The following is a 15,565-nucleotide window of genomic DNA, read 5'->3' as shown; positions in this document are numbered from 1 at the left end:
TCACCAGGTGGCCGTGGAACCGCGTAAGTCGAGGGTGCCTCGGTCGACGAAGCGCCGGGTGCCGAACACTCCGCCGGCGAGTTTGCCCCTGAGCACGTAAGGCAGGTTATCCAGGCTTTGGGTCTGGCTCAGGCCGAGGGTCTGGCGCAGTACGGAAAACGCCGAGATGCTCACCGGGATGCTCAGTATTGTTTCGGAAAACCGGGGGAGGGAGCCGGTCTGGTCGCTGACCCCCGAGGCCAGGGGCCGACCGTTGACTTCCAGGTCCAGCGCCACGCCGTTGTAGTCCAGGGTGGTGTCGTTGGGGTTCTGCACGCGCAGCTTCACGGCAAAACGCATTTCCAGATCCTGGCTGGGCAGCGGCTCAATGCCGACCACGTTGATCGTCAGCGGGTCGCGCTGCGGGAACAGGGCGCAGGCGCTCAGGCTGAGCAACATCAGTAGCAGGGACAGGCCGAACAATCTGCGCATGGTCAACTCTCGCAATGGAAATCAGGGGGGCTGGCAGTCATCAGGCTACCGCAATTATCGGCAACCGGCGCCTGGCCATGAAAAGGCTGGCTCCTGACATTTTCTGACACCCGTCTCTGCTAATCTGCGGCAATTATTTCCCTGCGGATCGCCCATCGTGTCGCGTACTACCCGGCTGCTCACTTTGCTGCAAGTCTTGCGGGGCAAGCGTTGCCCGGTTACCGCCGCGACATTGGCTGTCGAGCTGAACGTGTCCGAGCGTACCTTGTACCGTGACATCGCTGAGCTGACGGCCCTCGGTGCGCCGATCCAGGGTGAGGCGGGCATTGGCTATGTCTTGCGCAGTGGGCTGTTCCTGCCGCCACTGATGTTCACCGCCGATGAGATCGAAGCCATCGTGCTGGGCTTGCGCTACGTGGACCAGCGTGGCGACGACGTGCTGGGCAAGGCTGCCGCCGACGCGTTGGCGAAGGTGGAGGCGGTGCTTGCCCCGGACGTTCGTGACGCCTTGCGCAATCCCACGGTGCTGCCCGGGCCGCCGGGTTATGGCTACCCGCAGAACACCGTGCAGTTGAATGTCTATCGCCAGGCCATTCGCACCCAGGCCAAGCTGCACATCGATTACGCCGACGTGAACAAGACCCCCAGCCAGCGGTTGATCTGGCCGCTGGCCCTGGGCTTTTTCAACGAGGCGCGGGTAGTGGTGGCCTGGTGCGAATTGCGAGGGGCCTACCGTACCTTCCGCACCGACCGGATTGCCTCGGCCGCCGAGCAGGGCGAGCGCTACCCCGGGCGGCGCAGCGACCTGTTGCGCGCCTGGTTCGCACTGATGCAACTGGACGAAAACGGGCGCTTCACTCCTGACAAAAACTGACACAGCAGTGTTCTAGCATGGCGCCAGATCGATAAAACAAGGAGCCCTGCCATGTCCAACCCCGTCTCTTCCCTGGCCCCGGCCATCGCCGGCTATATTGCCGCCGCCAACGCCCGTGACAGCTCGGCGGTGACGCGTTTCTTCGCCGAAAACGCCAGCGTGTTCGATGAAGGCCACCACCGCCTCGGTGCCCAGGCCATCGCCCAATGGATGGAAGACACCGCCCAGCGCTACCAGCCAAGGGTGCAAGTGCTCAATGTGCAGCAACGTACCGGCAAGGTGCTGGTGCAGAACCTGATCTCCGGCACCTTTCCCGGCAGCCCGCTGGAGTTGCGCTACACCTTCCGGCTCGACGAACAGGGCAAGATCAGCCGGCTGGATATCTCGGTCTAGTGTTTCTGTCGCTCTGAAGTGAACGCTGTTGTGGCGAGGGGATTTATCCCCGATCGGTTGCGCAGCAACCGCAAAAAGACAGGGCCGCTACGCGCCCCAACGGGGATAAATCCCCTCGCCACAGGTTTTTCGATGCCTTCACATGGCATACTCCCGGTCCTTCTTCCCCCGGACCTGGGCCGCATGACTGACTCCCCCCTGAGTGCCTGGCAGCACGCCATCGAACACCACGGCTTCGTCCAGGACGAGGCCCAGGAACTGGCGATCATGGCCCTGGAACAATGCCACAAGGCATTGGGCGAAGGCCGCAAGTCGATCAAGGGCGTTTACCTGTGGGGGCCGGTGGGCCGTGGCAAGACCTGGCTGATGGACCGCTTCTACGAGAGCCTCAAAGTGCCGGCGCGCCGCCAGCACTTCCATCACTTCATGGCCTGGGTGCACCAGCGCTCCTTCCAACTGACCGGCACACCGGACCCTTTGCAGGCCTTGGCCCGGGAGCTGAGTGCCGAGGTGCGGGTGCTGTGCTTCGACGAATTGTTCGTCACCGACATCGGCGACGCCATCATCCTCGGACGGCTGTTCCAGGTGATGTTCGAACAAGGCATGGTGATCGTCAGTACGTCCAACCTGCCGCCCGAAGAACTCTATGCCAACGGCCACAACCGTGAACGCTTCCTGCCGACCATCAGCGCGATCAAGCAATACATGCAAGTGGTGCCGGTGAACGGGTGGCAGGACCATCGCCAACACCCGGGCACGGTGCAGCAACGCTACTGGGTACGCGACTGCGGGCAACCCGACCCGTTTGCCGCGGTCTTTGACCAGTTGGCGGGTGGGCAAACGCTCGCCAGCGGGCCGATCGAAGTCGGCCATCGCCTGCTCGAGCCCGTCCGGGCTGGCGATACGGTGCTCTGGAGCCGCTACGCCGATCTTTGTGAGCAACCGTTCTCGGCGCTGGATTTCATGGCCTTGTGTGACCGTTTCAGCGTCATCCTGCTCGGCGATGTGCCTTGCCTGAGCGCCGAACAGCGCGAAGGGCGCATTGCCCGTGGTACCGAGGATGGGGTCGAGCGGGTGGAGGCCGGCGACCGTGAACTGCCGCAATTGTCAGTCCATGACGATGGCGTGCGGCGTTTCATTGCCCTGGTCGACGAGTGCTACGACCGCAAGGTGCCGCTGTACCTGTGCGCCGAGGTGCCGATGGAAGACTTGTACACCGAAGGCTATCTGCAATTCCCGTTTCGCCGCACGCTCAGTCGGCTCCAGGAAATGCAGATGCAACGTTTTGGTCAACCCGCCTGACCGGGCCCTCGCCGTCGGCCCCACGCCGTCGGTACTACCGATGTGAAATGGAAATGGTCATGGCAGAAGCCAGGGGCATTCTGCCGTTTTCGATCATTTCTGGACGATTTCAGCCACAGGCGCCTTGGGTTTGATCAGGCTGAAATCGATCAGGCCCTTGTGCTGGCTTTCATACGGGTTGCCGATCATCAGTGGTCGCGCTTTGAACTGGTCGCTGACCAGGCTCTTGCTGTGATCCAGCTCGTCGAAGCTCAGGCCCGCCAGGTCTGCCCAGGTGTGGATCAGGTGCGAGCTGCTGTAGGGCCGCGACAGGTCGCCGGCAAAGCTCCAGTCATGGCTTTCGCGCCACTTGGGCGAAGCCCAGGCCATGAACGGGATGGTGTACATCGGCGCGGTCGGCTTGGCTTCGTTGCGGCCCAGGGTGTCATGGCCCTGGGAGTCGAAGACGTCTTCACCGTGGTCCGAGAGGTACAGCAGGAAGCCGTTGGGATCGCTCTTGGCGTAGTCCTTGATCAGGCTGGAAACCACGAAGTCGTTGTACAGCACCGCGTTGTCGTAGCTGTTGTAGGTGGGCAGTTGGTCGTCACGCACACCTGCCGGCACGCCCTGGCGGTCGGTGAACTTATCGAACGTCGGCGGATAGCGGTACTGGTAGCTCATGTGGGTGCCCAGCAGATGCACCACGATCAACTTGCGCGGGGCACTGTCGGCCAGGGCCTTGTTGAAGGGCTCGATCACGTCGCCGTCGTACTGGGCGGCGTTCTGGTTGCGGTTGTTGTTGAGGTACACCTGCTCATCGGCCTGCTGTGAGAAGGTCGTGAGCATGGTGTTGCGCTTGGTCATGGTCTGCTGGTTGGTGATCCAGAAGGTCTTGTAGCCGGCCTGCTTCATCATGCTCACCAGCGAAGGCGTGCTCAGGTACAGCTCCGGGTTTTCCTCGTCGGCGAAGGTCAGCACCTGCTGCAGCGCTTCGATGGTGTAGGGGCGCGGGGTGATCACGTTGTCGAACACCGCGAGCTGGTCCTTGAGCTTGTCCAGTTCCGGCGTGGTTTCGCGCGGGTAGCCATAGAGGCTCATGCGTTGACGGTTGGTCGACTCACCGATCACCAGCACCAGGGTCGCCGGCTGGTCGGCCATGGCGTCCTTGAGGTGATTCAGCGGCGCGATCTTGCTGGCGCTGTGCAACATGCCTTGCATGTTTTCCAGTTGTTCGCCGTAGCGTCGGTAGGCCACGACCATCTGCCAAGGCACGGCGGGCTCGATGCGGTCTTCGAATTTTTCCAGGCCACCGGCGAAGCTGCCGGTGCGTTGGGTCTGCTTGATCAATGGATAGCCGACCACGGCCACCACGATGGCCGCCGCTGCGACAATGGCCTGCCCACGCGGCAGGTAGACCGGGCGCAGGCGGGTCCAGAGCAGGTAGCCCACGACGGTGTGGGCGAGGAACGCCGGCACCATCCACCAGGCAAAATACTGCGTCATGTATTCGCCGGCTTCCGCCACGTTCGACTCGAACATGATGAAGATGACGCTCTGGGAAAATTCCTGCTGGTAAATGAAGAAATACCCCAGGCTCGCCATGGAACAGGCCCACAGCACGATCCCGATCAGGGCCGCGAGCAGGCGGGTGCGGGCGGGGAAGAGCAGCATGGGCGCCAGCCACAGGGCACTCATCACGAATGCCTGGCGAAACCCGGTGAAGCCGGACGTGTCGCTGAGCAGAATGAGCAGTTGGGTTATGCCCGAAAAATACCAGAAGAACAGGAACAGCCAGCCAAGCCCGGCCCAGTCAAAACCTTTCGCAGTCGTTGTGCTGCGTTTGAACAAACTCATCAAGCGCTCCAGCCTGTTATCGACGCGCCTGGCGGTACCGGATTGGTGACCGCAGGCACACGCCGAGCAACCCTAAAGGTCGGCAGTATCGCGAGCCGCTTGTGAAAACTTCGTGAGTTTTTTGGTTACAAAATGCTGACTTAGGTGCGTAAGGAGGGCGCCTTCCTGTGAAGACGGGCCTGCTCGCGAAGGTGTTGGTTCAGCCGCCATTGAGTTTCACGCAAACGCGGTTTCCGCAGGCTGGCTCGCACCCACGGTGGCGGGTATCGGGAAAGGGGATGAGGATGAGGATCAGGCTTGTGGGAGCAGGCTCCCACAAGGTGGCTTCACAAAGCCCTGCCACACGAGGGAGGGCTGTTTTTCATGGGAAGGACACCGGGTTGCCCAATGTCCCTTCCTGATGCCGTGCCTCTGGGACGCTTACCGCGCCACAGCCTGGTTCTGGTGGGACAGCTGTGCGTGCTGCAACTGCATGCGCAACTGCGTCACTTCATCTAGCAGCAGATCACGCTCTTCCTTGAGAAGGCGCAATTCATCGCGACGAATGGTCACATAAAGGGTTTGGGGAGGACGTGCGGTAACGACTGGGCCCATTGCTCACCTCGCAAATGGCGTACATCAACTATAGAGATGTCGCCAGCATTTTGGTCGACACCTCTACTATCGGCGCCGATTCTGATTTCTTTTGCTTGTGATTGGAACTTTTTTATTTTTCATGGTCGCTGTGTCTTTGGCCGGGATTGGAGCGTTATCCCTTGTGATCGCTCAAATTACCCGGAAACTATGCAGCAATGCTCTGGACTAACCCCCAACTGTCTTTTGAGCTAAACCTTTGACTTACCTTTATTTGTAGTAGGGAGCATCAGCACATGCAACTCGGGATTATTGGACTGGGCCGCATGGGCGGCAATATTGCGCGGCGCCTGATGCTCAATGGGCACACCACCGTGGTCTACGACCGCAACGCTGCGTTCGTCGAAAATCTCAGCCAGGAAGGCGCCACTGGCGTCGCCGACCTGCCAGCGCTGGTGGCCGCCCTTGAGGCGCCAAGGGCGGTCTGGGTCATGCTGCCGGCCGGTGCGCCGACCGAAGACACCATCACCGTGCTCAGCGGCCTGCTGGAGCCGGGCGACGTGATCATCGACGGCGGTAACACGTACTACAAGGACGACATCCGCCGGGCCCACGCCCTGCTGGAGAAGGGCCTGAACTACATCGACGTCGGCACCTCCGGCGGCGTGTGGGGCCTGGAGCGCGGCTACTGCATGATGATCGGCGGTGACGCCGAAGTGGTGAAGCGCCTGGACCCGCTGTTCGACAGCCTGGCGCCGGGCATGGGCAATATCCCACGGACTCGCGACCGCAAGTCCGACGACGACCGTGCCGAACGCGGCTACATCCACGCGGGCCCCGCGGGCGCCGGGCATTTCGTCAAGATGATCCACAACGGCATCGAGTACGGCATGATGCAGGCCTTCGCCGAAGGGTTTGACATCCTCAAGACCAAATCCAGCGAAAGCCTGCCACCAGAGCAGCGTTTCGACTTGAACGTCGCCGATATCGCCGAGGTCTGGCGTCGCGGCAGCGTGGTGTCGTCCTGGTTGCTGGACCTGACCGCCGACGCCCTGGCCAGCGATCCGAAACTCGATGGCTTCTCCGGCGAGGTCGCCGACAGCGGCGAAGGGCGCTGGACCATCGAGGCCGCCATCGAGCAGGCGGTGCCGGTGCCGGTGCTCTCCAGCTCGTTGTTCGCCCGTTTCCGCTCGCGCCAGCAGAGCACCTATGGCGACAAGATGCTCTCGGCCATGCGCTTCGGCTTTGGCGGCCACGTGGAGACACCGAAAAAATGACCGCGATCGGCAGCAAATCCAAGGCAGAACCTGCACCGCCGACCACGTTGTTCCTGTTCGGCGCCCATGGCGATCTGGTCAAGCGCCTGCTGATGCCGGCGCTGTACCACTTGAGTCGTGACGGCCTGCTGGGAGATGGGCTGCGGATCGTTGGAGTTGACCATAACGCCATCAGCGATGCGGACTTCGCCAGCAAGCTGGAGGCGTTCATTCGCAGCGAAGCGGCGAGCAAAGGCGGCGACGCCGAACACGCGCTCGACCCGCAGCGCTGGGCCAGCCTGGCGCAAGGCATCAGCTACGTGCAGGGTGACTTTCTCGATGACAGCACCTATGACGCGCTGGCGGCGAAAATCGCCGCCAGCGGCACCGGCAACGCGGTCTTCTACCTGGCGACCGCGCCGCGCTTCTTCAGCGAGGTGGTCAGCCGCCTCGGTGCGGCCGGGCTGCTTCAGGAGCAGCCGGATGCGTTCCGGCGCGTGGTGATCGAAAAGCCGTTCGGCTCCGACCTGCGCACCGCTGAATCGCTGAATGCCTGCCTGCTCAAGGTCATGAGCGAAAAACAGATCTACCGGATCGACCATTACCTGGGCAAGGAAACGGTGCAGAACATTCTGGTCAGCCGTTTCTCCAACAGCCTGTTCGAGGCGTTCTGGAACAACCACTACATCGACCACGTCCAGATCACCGCGGCCGAAACCGTCGGCGTGGAAACCCGTGGCAGTTTCTATGAACGCACCGGCGCCCTGCGGGACATGGTGCCCAACCACCTGTTCCAACTGCTGGCGATGGTGGCCATGGAGCCGCCGGCGGCCTTCGGCGCGGATGCGGTGCGGGGCGAGAAGGCCAAGGTCGTGGGTGCGATCCGGCCGTGGTCGGTGGAGCAGGCCCGCGCCAACTCGGTGCGCGGCCAGTACACCGCCGGTGAACTGGGCGGTAAGGCGGTCAACGGCTATCGCGAAGAAGCCAACGTGGCGGCCGACAGCACCACCGAAACCTACGTCGCCCTCAAGGTGATGATCGATAACTGGCGTTGGGTGGGCGTGCCGTTCTACCTGCGCACCGGCAAGCGCATGAGCGTGCGTGACACGGAAATCGTCATTTGCTTCAAGCCGGCGCCTTATGCGCAGTTTCGCGACACCGACGTCGACGAATTGCAACCTACGTACCTGAGAATCCAGATTCAGCCCAACGAAGGCATGTGGTTCGACCTGTTGGCCAAGCGGCCCGGCCCGGCCCTCGACATGGCAAACATAGAATTGGGCTTTGCCTACAAGGACTTCTTCGAAATGCAGCCGTCCACGGGTTACGAAACCCTGATCTACGATTGCCTGACGGGCGATCAAACGCTGTTCCAGCGTGCCGACAATATTGAAAATGGTTGGCGCGCGGTGCAGCCGTTCCTCGACGCCTGGCAGCAGGACGCGACGTTCCAGCCGTACAAGGCCGGGGAAGACGGGCCGGCCGCGGCCGATGACCTGCTGACACGCGATGGTCGCGTCTGGCACGGCCTCGGATGAGCGAGCCGTTGAAACGCCCCTTCCGCTTCCTGCTCAGTGACATGGACGGCACTCTGTTGCTGCCCGACCACAGCCTCAACCAACGTACCATCGAAGCCGTGCGTTCTTTGCGCGAGGCCGGCGTGTTGTTCAGCCTCGCCACCGGTCGGCCGCCCCGGGCGATGCTGCAATACATCGAGGCCCTGGGTGTCGACCTGCCCACCGCGGCGTTCAATGGCGGCACGCTGGTGCATCCGGACGGCAGTTTCCTCGCGGTGCACTACCTGCCGCCCGAGGTAGCGCGGACCACCCTGGCGTTGTACGCCGATCAGCCTGGCATTGAGGCCTGGGTATTTGCCGACGGCGATTGGCTGGTGCGCGATGCCCACGGGCCGATGGTCCCGGTGGAAACCCGCGGCCTGGGCTATCCGCCGGTGCAGGTCGAGAGCTTCGAGCCTTACCTGGAACGCATCGACAAGATCGTCGCCACCAGCGCCAACACTGATTTGCTGGTGGAGCTGGAGGCGCGCCTGCACCCGCTGCTCAACGGCCAGGCCCAGGTGTCGCGTTCGCAGCCGATCTACCTGGACGTCACGGCGCTCAAGGCCAACAAGGGTGAAGCGTTGGCGACACTGGCCGATTTCCTCGGCGTGCCGCTGGAGCAGACCGCCGCCATGGGCGATGGAGGCAACGACCCGGCGATGTTCCATCGTGCAGGCTTGTCGATTGCCATGGGGCAAGCGGAAGAAGCGATCCGGCGCCAGGCCGATGTCGTCACCGCCGCCAACACCGAAGACGGTGCGGCCTTGGCAATCGAACGCTACATCCTGCCCCGATAACCCCAAGCACGCCGGTGCGAGCCTGCTCGCGAAAAGGGTGGGTCAGTCGATGAAGAGGTTGACTGACCTACCGCCTTCGCGGGCAAGCCCGCTCCCACAGTCTTTCTTCAGTTACAGCCAGTAGGTCACTGCATACCAACCCAGCCCGCCCATTACCACGGTATAGGGCAGTGCCATCCAGACCATGCGGCCATAGGACAGGCGAATCAGCGGGGCAATTGCCGAGGTCAGCAGGAACAGGAACGCGGCCTGGCCGTTGGGGGTGGCGACGCTGGGCAGGTTGGTGCCAGTGTTGATGGCCACCGCCAGGGTTTCGAACTGTTCGCGGCTCATGTGGCCAGATATGAAGGCCTGCTTCACTTCGGTGATGTAGATGGTTGCGACGAACACGTTGTCGCTGATGGCCGATAGCAGGCCGTTGGCGATGAACAGCATGCCCGGTTGCTGGTCGGCGGGCAGGGCCAGCACCCATTGGATCAAGGGCGTGAACAGTTGCTGGTCATGAATGACCGCCACCACCGCAAAAAACACCACCAGCAGTGCAGTGAACGGCATGGCGTCCTTGAATGCATTGCCAAGGCGGTGCTCGTCGGTGATGCCGGTGAACGCAGTGATCAGCACGATCACCATCAGGCCGATCAGGCCGACTTCAGCGATGTGCAGCGCCAGTCCTACGATCAGGATCAGCGCGGCGATGCCCTGGACGATCAGCGCCGCCCTTTGGCGTGAGGTGCGCTCGCGGTTGTCCTGCTCGGCGTAGTCGGCCAGCACCGCCCGCACGTTATCCGGCAGCAATGTGCCGTAGCCGAACCGGCGCAGCTTTTCCAGCGCCACGCAGGTCACCAGCCCGGCAACCAGCACCGGCAGCGAGACCGGCGCGACCTTCACGAAAAACTCGACAAAATGCCAACCCATCTCATGGCCGATCAACAGGTTCTGCGGCTCGCCCACCAGGGTGCAGACGCCGCCCAGCGCGGTGCCGACGGCGCCATGCATCAGCAGGCTGCGCAAGAAGGCCCGGAACTGCTCGAGGTCTTCGTGGTGCAAGGTAGGCAGGGCGTGGTCTTCATCGACGCTGCTGTCCTGGCGCGGATCGTTGCCCGAGGCCACGCGGTGATACACCGAATAAAAGCCCACCGCGGCGCTGATGATCACCGCGGTGACGGTCAGGGCATCGAGAAAGGCCGACAGGAACGCCGAGAGAAAGCAGAACATCAGCGCCAGCAGCGCCTTGGAACGCACGCCCAGGAGCAGGCGTGAGAACAGGAACAGCAGCAGGTCTTTCATAAAGTAGATGCCGGCCACCATGAACATCAGTAGCAGGATGACCGGAAAGTTGTGCAGCAGTTCGTCGTACAGCGCCTTGGGCGTGGTCATGCCCAGCAGCAGAGCCTCGACCAGCAGCAGGCCACCGGGCATCAGCGGGTAGCACTTGAGGGCCATGGCGAGGGTGAAGATGAATTCCACCACCAACATCCAGCCGGCAACGATCGGACCCAGCGTCCACAGCACCACGGCGTTGAGAATCAGGAAGGTGATGATGCACGCCTTGTACCAGCGTGGGGAATGCCCCAGAAAGTTGTGCGCGAAAGCCTGAGCCATTGGACCGGACATCGGCTGCTCCTTTTAATTAGAAGCGCGCAACTTGCCGTAACACATGCGCAATATCAAGCGCAGAAGCAAATGTCCTTCAAATGCGACGGGGCTCAGGCCCAATACCGGGCCACCACCGCACGGTAGCTGCCGTTGAGTGAGTAGCCGCCCACCAGGATTCTTCCGTCGGGTTGCACCGCCAACCCGGTAGCGGTGTCCAGGCTGTAGCCCAAGCGCGTGCGAACCCAGCCGTTGCCTTCGCCGAAATCCGGGTCGAGGCTGGCGTCCGGCAAATGCCGGGCCAGTACGAAGTCGGCTTCGATACCGCCGAGGGTGGCGCCGGCGGTCAACAGTTTTCCATCCGCCTGGACCTGGGCAGCCGTCCATTGGCTGGCGCCGCGACCGATTTCCAACAGTCGGCATTGGCCCTGGTTGCTGTGGTGATCCGGTACGCCATCGCGGCACACTTTCAGGGACAGGCTGTGCATCGGGTCGCGACTGCTGCCAAACGCCTGCAGGTCGCCGTTTGCATGTTCGACGATCTGGCTGACCATCACGCTGTGGTCCTGGGCCAGGATGGACAGGAAGCCTGCGTCGCCAAAGCCGCTGTCGAGGTTGCCGTGGGGGTCGTAGCGCGCGATCAGGCCATGCTGGGGCAGGTCGATGGCCCCGCCGACGAGGATGTGGCCATCGGCCTGGAGCGTCAGGCAGCCCAGCCAGGTGTTTTTCAGCAGGCGGCGGACCATCACAAAGCCGCGTCCGTTGAAGGTATTGTCCAGTTCGCCATCCGGTAGGAGTCGGATCAGCACGCCGACATGGTCGGACAGTTGGAAGTGATGATTGGCCAGCAGGAGTATCCGGCCATCGGCCTGCACTTGCATGTCACAGGCTTCAAGGCCGGGCACACCCGGCGGAAGCCAAGGGTCGCGCAGGCCTTGGGAAAGGTTGCCGCACAGCCGGACGATCTGTCGGCCGGCGTTGCCGAATCCAGGCACAGCGTGGCCTTGCCGATCGAACAACGCCAGGGCGGGGAGGGTGTGGTCGTTACTTTCGTAGTGCAGGCCGCAGAGCAGGATCTGTCCGTCGGGCAACTCGATCACTTTGCCTGCGGTGGCGTCGAAGCCGTTCTCGAACGAGCCGATCACGCTGCCGCCCGTCCCGAAGCCCGGATCGGTGGAGCCGTCCTGGTTGAGGCGGGCGAGCCCGAACCGGGTGCCCTGGGCGGTCTCGACCCGGGCGGCTACCAAGGCCCGACCGGCACGGTCCAGGGTCAGCCCGGTGAGCAGGCTCGACGTACTGTCCACGAAATGAACCCAGGCTTTGCCGTTGTCGGCAAAGCCTGGGTCAAGTTGCCCTGCGTGAGCCGCAGCCTTGGGAAACGCCAATGCGGATTGATCGGGCATGCATGCCTCTCCTTGTGCGTCGAACGCCCCGAAAGGGCGACGACGGCATGAAGGCAACATTCAAACCCTGAATGTGAAAGTGCACAACTGTCAGGTCCAGCAGATGCAGGGGCGTTTCGTGCCATAACGATGGCTTTCTGATCCAGTGCCAAGCCTGCCACCATAAATAACGCTGGCTGCGAGTTATTCCGGCATGGACCAGGACTGCAACTTATAGCCTTCCTGGCTCAATTCGGCGCGGGCTTGTTTCAACAAGTTGGCCAGTTGGGCCGGGTCGGTATAGGCACTGCTTGGAATCTGGGTGCGACCGATGTGGGTATTGGTGCGGTCGATGACGGTCAGGCTGAGTTCGCCGTTACCGTCTTGTGGGGCCCAGGCCACGCACTGGAAGGGACGGAATGCGCGGTCGGCAATCAAAAGAGCTTCGTTGATACGGAGCGGGGCGTTCATGGCGTCTTCTCTTAAAAGGTGCCCAATCAAATGATGTGCCGGCGGTTGGGCGTACCGTGCGGCTGGTTACTTGTACTGATGTTCCGAACCCGGGGGCGGGTCACACAATTGTTGAATAAATTTCGATTTTCTTTCAGACCCGGCGTGGTGGCTTTTGTTTGAAAGCGTGGTGAAAGAATCAATGACGGATTCGTTAATTAGAATCGCGCTTATAACCAGTTTTGTGCCGTCTCGATAATCAATTGATACAAGGGTGTGTCAACTTCTTGCTACTGTTACATGCAGGTTTGCCAAACGACTGTTTCTAATCATATTTCCTTATTTTGGCGCCAAGGATCAGTCATGCTCGAAGCCAGTACGTCGCGTCGTCTGCTCGTGGTTGATCCCTGCGACGATTGTCATCGTCTATTGCCCGGCCTTCGGTCCATCGGCTGGGACGTGGACAGCTGTGCCCTCGAACACGCCGGCGATCGCACCTGTGATGTCGGCCTGTTGCGGTTGCAGCCGTTTCACTTGGAGCGCCCGGAAGCGGTCAAGGAATTGATCAGCCGCAGCGGCGCCGAATGGATCGCCGTGCTCAACCAGGAAGTGTTGCGCCTGCAGAACGTCGGTGACTTTGTCTGCGAATGGTTTTTTGACTTCCACACCTTGCCCTTCGACGTCTCCCGCGTGCAGGTCACCCTGGGGCGGGCGTTCGGCATGGCGCGGTTGCGTGGGCAAGGTTCGATACACATCGACCAGCCTGAACATGAATTGCTGGGTGACAGCAAACCGATCCGGGAACTGCGCAAGTTGTTGGGCAAGCTGGCGCCCACCGAGTCTCCAGTGCTGATTCGCGGCGAGAGCGGCACCGGCAAGGAGTTGGTCGCGCGCACCCTGCATTTCCAATCCCACCGACGCAACAAGCCCTTCATTGCGATCAACTGCGGGGCCATTGCGGAACACCTGATCCAGTCCGAGTTGTTCGGCCATGAGAAGGGCGCTTTCACCGGTGCGCACCAGCGCAAGATTGGGCGAATCGAGGCGGCCCATGGCGGCACCTTGTTTCTCGATGAAATTGGCGACCTGCCGCTGGAGTTGCAGGCCAACTTGCTGCGCTTCTTGCAGGAGCGGCACATCGAGCGGGTCGGTGGCAGCCAGCCCATCGCGGTGGACGTGCGGATCCTGGCGGCCACCCATGTGGACCTTGAAGCGGCCATCGGGCTCAAGCGGTTTCGCGAGGACTTGTACTATCGCTTGAACGTGTTGCAGGTGGTCATGGCACCGCTACGCGAGCGCCATGGCGACCTGGCGATGCTGGCCAGTCATTTTTCCCATTTCTATAGCCAGGAAACCGGGCGCCGGCCCCGCAGCTTCAGCGAGGATGCGTTGGTGGCGATGGGCATGCATGACTGGCCCGGCAACGTGCGGGAGTTGGCCAACCGGGTCCGGCGCGGGCTGGTGCTGGCCGAAGGGCGACAGATCGAGGCCCATGACCTCGGCCTGGCCAGCCCCCAGGGGGTGGTCGCCCCCATGGGCACCCTCGAAGACTACAAGACCCGTGCCGAGCGCCAGGCATTGAGTGACGTGCTCAATCGCCACAGCGACAACCTCAGCGTCGCGGCCAGGGTACTGGGCGTGTCCCGGCCAACGTTCTATCGGTTGCTGCACAAGCATCAGATCCGCTGAACCCTCCCGGAACCTATAGGCGATAGGCAGTGGGAGCGCGCCTGCTCGCTTCCACTGGGGACACTACCTAGAAGTAATACGGAAATTTCAGGCTGAAGGTGAAGTCCGGCGCGTCGTCGGTGAGCCCGATGGACAGGTTCGGCACGATGGTCAGGTTGTCGGTGGCGGCGACGGTCATGCCGATGTTGAAGTAGCCGGCGTTGGCGTCACTGGAGACCACCGATTGCCAGTCCCCGCCGTCCTCCTTGAGCTTGCTTTTCTTCTGGATCAGGTCCGAGACCGAGAACGACATGCTCATCTTCTCGTTCAGGGCAAAGGCGATGCCGGCGCCGATCTGGAAGCTGTCGCCGATGCGCACCTTGCCCGGGGTCTTCTGGTTGACGGTGGAGCTGATGTCGTCGAACGATTCTTCAAGGTTGTGCGTATAGGACAGGCTGCCGAACAGCACCGCCGGGTCGTAGGTCTTGACCAGCGAGAGGCCCGGGGTGATCGACCAGACGCCGTTGCCGGTGGGCAGGTCTTCAGGCACGAACAGGTTGGTATTGGCCTGGGACTGGCGCAGCTTGATGCCGAACGGATCCTTGCCGGTGGGCGCCTTGACCCGCAGGGTGACCACGGCGTCGGGGCTGTTGACCGACTCGTCCATGAACTTGTAGGCGATGCCGAAGTTGACGTCACCGATAGTGGGGTCGCGGGTCACGGTTTCTTCGCTGGTTACACCGGCCGCGCCTTGATTGGCCCCACCCGACTGGTAGGTGGACTCGCGGTAGATCACCGGTACGTTGAGGTCGAACTGCCAGCGATTGTCGAAGTTGTAGCGTCCGGTGAGGTCCAGCGTCCAGGTGTCGGCCTTGATCCGGTCGAGGTTGATGTTGCCCAGGAATATCGAGTCCAGTGCCAGGAAACCATTGAGGATCAATTGCCGGGTGTCGTAGCGCGAGTAAGTCACGCCGGTCTCGAAACTGAACTTGCCGCCGCCGAAGAAGCCGCTGGCCTCGTCATAGAGGTTGGACACGCTTTGCGCCGGTTGCGAGTCATCGGCCAGGGATTGACCGTAGCCACTGCCGCCGGCGGTCGTCGCACCGTTGCCGGCCACGCTCTGATTGCCCTTCATGTCGGCCGGCGACTTGGCCAGGCGCTTGGGTTGTGGGGCGGCGGGCTGGTCCTCCACCTGGCGCACCCGCTGTTCGAGCACCGCCAGGGCCTTTTGCTGGACCTCGTACCGTTGCTTGAGCTCGAGAAGTTCCTGTTTCAGGGCCTCGATGTCCGCATCCGGCGCCGCGTGTAGCAAGGTTGCCGGGAACAACGTGCTCAAACACATCACAGCGCGCAACGATACGGATCGATACATGAAAATGTCGTCCCTATTTGCCCAGTGGTTGAAAGGCAGCGT

At 62.0% G+C, this 15,565-nt stretch carries 14 protein-coding genes; 7 read left to right on the top strand and 7 right to left on the bottom strand.

Annotation, left to right across the window (positions count from 1 at the left end):
• Positions 1-471 carry an LEA type 2 family protein gene (locus V3H56_RS14670; protein WP_042732613.1) on the bottom strand — a complete coding sequence of 157 codons (471 nt, stop codon included), beginning with the start codon at positions 469-471 and terminating at the stop codon, positions 1-3.
• Between the two features lie 157 nt (positions 472-628).
• Here V3H56_RS14670 and V3H56_RS14665 point away from each other — a divergent pair, with 157 nt between their 5' ends.
• From V3H56_RS14665 to zapE, 3 genes are all read left to right on the top strand, one after another.
• Complete coding sequence (locus V3H56_RS14665) at positions 629-1,345, top strand: YafY family protein (protein WP_042732614.1); 717 nt, start codon at positions 629-631, stop codon at positions 1,343-1,345.
• Positions 1,346-1,396: 51 nt separating this feature from the next.
• Positions 1,397-1,738, top strand: a complete 342-nt coding sequence (locus V3H56_RS14660) for a nuclear transport factor 2 family protein (protein ID WP_042732615.1) — start codon at positions 1,397-1,399, stop codon at positions 1,736-1,738.
• A 183-nt stretch (positions 1,739-1,921) separates the two neighbouring features.
• On the top strand, positions 1,922-3,040 hold the full coding sequence (zapE, locus tag V3H56_RS14655; RefSeq protein WP_042730458.1) for a cell division protein ZapE: 1,119 nt from the start codon (positions 1,922-1,924) through the stop codon (positions 3,038-3,040).
• A 93-nt stretch (positions 3,041-3,133) separates the two neighbouring features.
• Here the strand turns inward: zapE and V3H56_RS14650 are convergent, their stop codons facing one another.
• A complete protein-coding gene (locus V3H56_RS14650; protein WP_042730459.1) occupies positions 3,134-4,873 on the bottom strand; it encodes a phosphoethanolamine transferase CptA in 1,740 nt (579 codons plus the stop codon).
• Between the two features lie 420 nt (positions 4,874-5,293).
• Positions 5,294-5,467, bottom strand: a complete 174-nt coding sequence (locus V3H56_RS14645) for a DUF6026 family protein (protein ID WP_172679699.1) — start codon at positions 5,465-5,467, stop codon at positions 5,294-5,296.
• A gap of 275 nt (positions 5,468-5,742) precedes the next feature.
• On the opposite strand from V3H56_RS14645, the gene gnd reads away from it, so the two are divergent.
• The 3 genes from gnd to V3H56_RS14630 are packed head-to-tail and all read left to right on the top strand — an operon-like array spanning position 5,743 to position 9,058.
• Positions 5,743-6,723, top strand: coding sequence for a phosphogluconate dehydrogenase (NAD(+)-dependent, decarboxylating) (gene gnd, locus V3H56_RS14640; protein ID WP_042730460.1), 981 nt, complete (start codon positions 5,743-5,745; stop codon positions 6,721-6,723).
• On the top strand, positions 6,720-8,240 hold the full coding sequence (gene zwf, locus V3H56_RS14635) for a glucose-6-phosphate dehydrogenase (RefSeq protein ID WP_042730461.1): 1,521 nt from the start codon (positions 6,720-6,722) through the stop codon (positions 8,238-8,240). The genes gnd and zwf overlap by 4 nt, the downstream gene beginning before the upstream one ends.
• Entirely contained in the window at positions 8,237-9,058 is an 822-nt protein-coding gene (locus V3H56_RS14630; protein WP_042730462.1) for a Cof-type HAD-IIB family hydrolase, read from the top strand. The genes zwf and V3H56_RS14630 overlap by 4 nt, the downstream gene beginning before the upstream one ends.
• Before the next feature lie 111 nt (positions 9,059-9,169).
• Here the strand turns inward: V3H56_RS14630 and nhaB are convergent, their stop codons facing one another.
• The 3 genes from nhaB to V3H56_RS14615 all read right to left on the bottom strand — a co-directional run bounded on the left by nhaB (position 9,170) and on the right by V3H56_RS14615 (position 12,504).
• Positions 9,170-10,672 (bottom strand): sodium/proton antiporter NhaB, encoded by a 1,503-nt coding sequence (gene nhaB / locus V3H56_RS14625; protein ID WP_042730463.1) that lies wholly within the window; start codon positions 10,670-10,672, stop codon positions 9,170-9,172.
• A gap of 92 nt (positions 10,673-10,764) precedes the next feature.
• Complete coding sequence (locus V3H56_RS14620) at positions 10,765-12,054, bottom strand: delta-60 repeat domain-containing protein (protein WP_042730464.1); 1,290 nt, start codon at positions 12,052-12,054, stop codon at positions 10,765-10,767.
• A 183-nt stretch (positions 12,055-12,237) separates the two neighbouring features.
• Positions 12,238-12,504 (bottom strand): hypothetical protein, encoded by a 267-nt coding sequence (locus tag V3H56_RS14615; protein ID WP_003181216.1) that lies wholly within the window; start codon positions 12,502-12,504, stop codon positions 12,238-12,240.
• Between the two features lie 342 nt (positions 12,505-12,846).
• On the opposite strand from V3H56_RS14615, the gene V3H56_RS14610 reads away from it, so the two are divergent.
• A complete protein-coding gene (locus V3H56_RS14610) occupies positions 12,847-14,172 on the top strand; it encodes a sigma-54 dependent transcriptional regulator (protein ID WP_042730465.1) in 1,326 nt (441 codons plus the stop codon).
• 67 nt (positions 14,173-14,239) lie between these two features.
• Here the strand turns inward: V3H56_RS14610 and V3H56_RS14605 are convergent, their stop codons facing one another.
• Positions 14,240-15,523: a transporter gene (locus V3H56_RS14605; protein ID WP_042730466.1), complete on the bottom strand. Its 1,284-nt coding sequence runs from the start codon at positions 15,521-15,523 to the stop codon at positions 14,240-14,242.
• Between the last annotated feature and the right edge of the window lie 42 nt (positions 15,524-15,565).

The sequence above is a fragment of the Pseudomonas sp. MS646 genome (assembly GCF_036693845.1).
Taxonomy (GTDB): Bacteria; Pseudomonadota; Gammaproteobacteria; order Pseudomonadales; family Pseudomonadaceae; genus Aquipseudomonas; species Aquipseudomonas chlororaphis_E.
This window is presented reverse-complemented; position numbering and strand designations above follow the sequence as displayed.

Excerpts from the sequence above, each read along its gene's own strand:
- V3H56_RS14670 (WP_042732613.1), bottom strand. The coding sequence starts at position 471 with ATGCGCAGATTGTTCGGCCTGTCCCTGCTACTGATGTTGCTCAGCCTG.
- V3H56_RS14660 (WP_042732615.1), top strand. The coding sequence starts at position 1,397 with ATGTCCAACCCCGTCTCTTCCCTGGCCCCGGCCATCGCCGGCTATATT.
- zapE (WP_042730458.1), top strand. The coding sequence starts at position 1,922 with ATGACTGACTCCCCCCTGAGTGCCTGGCAGCACGCCATCGAACACCAC.
- V3H56_RS14650 (WP_042730459.1), bottom strand. The coding sequence starts at position 4,873 with ATGAGTTTGTTCAAACGCAGCACAACGACTGCGAAAGGTTTTGACTGG.
- V3H56_RS14645 (WP_172679699.1), bottom strand. The coding sequence starts at position 5,467 with ATGGGCCCAGTCGTTACCGCACGTCCTCCCCAAACCCTTTATGTGACC.
- gnd (WP_042730460.1), top strand. The coding sequence starts at position 5,743 with ATGCAACTCGGGATTATTGGACTGGGCCGCATGGGCGGCAATATTGCG.
- zwf (WP_042730461.1), top strand. The coding sequence starts at position 6,720 with ATGACCGCGATCGGCAGCAAATCCAAGGCAGAACCTGCACCGCCGACC.
- V3H56_RS14630 (WP_042730462.1), top strand. The coding sequence starts at position 8,237 with ATGAGCGAGCCGTTGAAACGCCCCTTCCGCTTCCTGCTCAGTGACATG.
- nhaB (WP_042730463.1), bottom strand. The coding sequence starts at position 10,672 with ATGTCCGGTCCAATGGCTCAGGCTTTCGCGCACAACTTTCTGGGGCAT.
- V3H56_RS14620 (WP_042730464.1), bottom strand. The coding sequence starts at position 12,054 with ATGCCCGATCAATCCGCATTGGCGTTTCCCAAGGCTGCGGCTCACGCA.
- V3H56_RS14615 (WP_003181216.1), bottom strand. The coding sequence starts at position 12,504 with ATGAACGCCCCGCTCCGTATCAACGAAGCTCTTTTGATTGCCGACCGC.
- V3H56_RS14610 (WP_042730465.1), top strand. The coding sequence starts at position 12,847 with ATGCTCGAAGCCAGTACGTCGCGTCGTCTGCTCGTGGTTGATCCCTGC.
- V3H56_RS14605 (WP_042730466.1), bottom strand. The coding sequence starts at position 15,523 with ATGTATCGATCCGTATCGTTGCGCGCTGTGATGTGTTTGAGCACGTTG.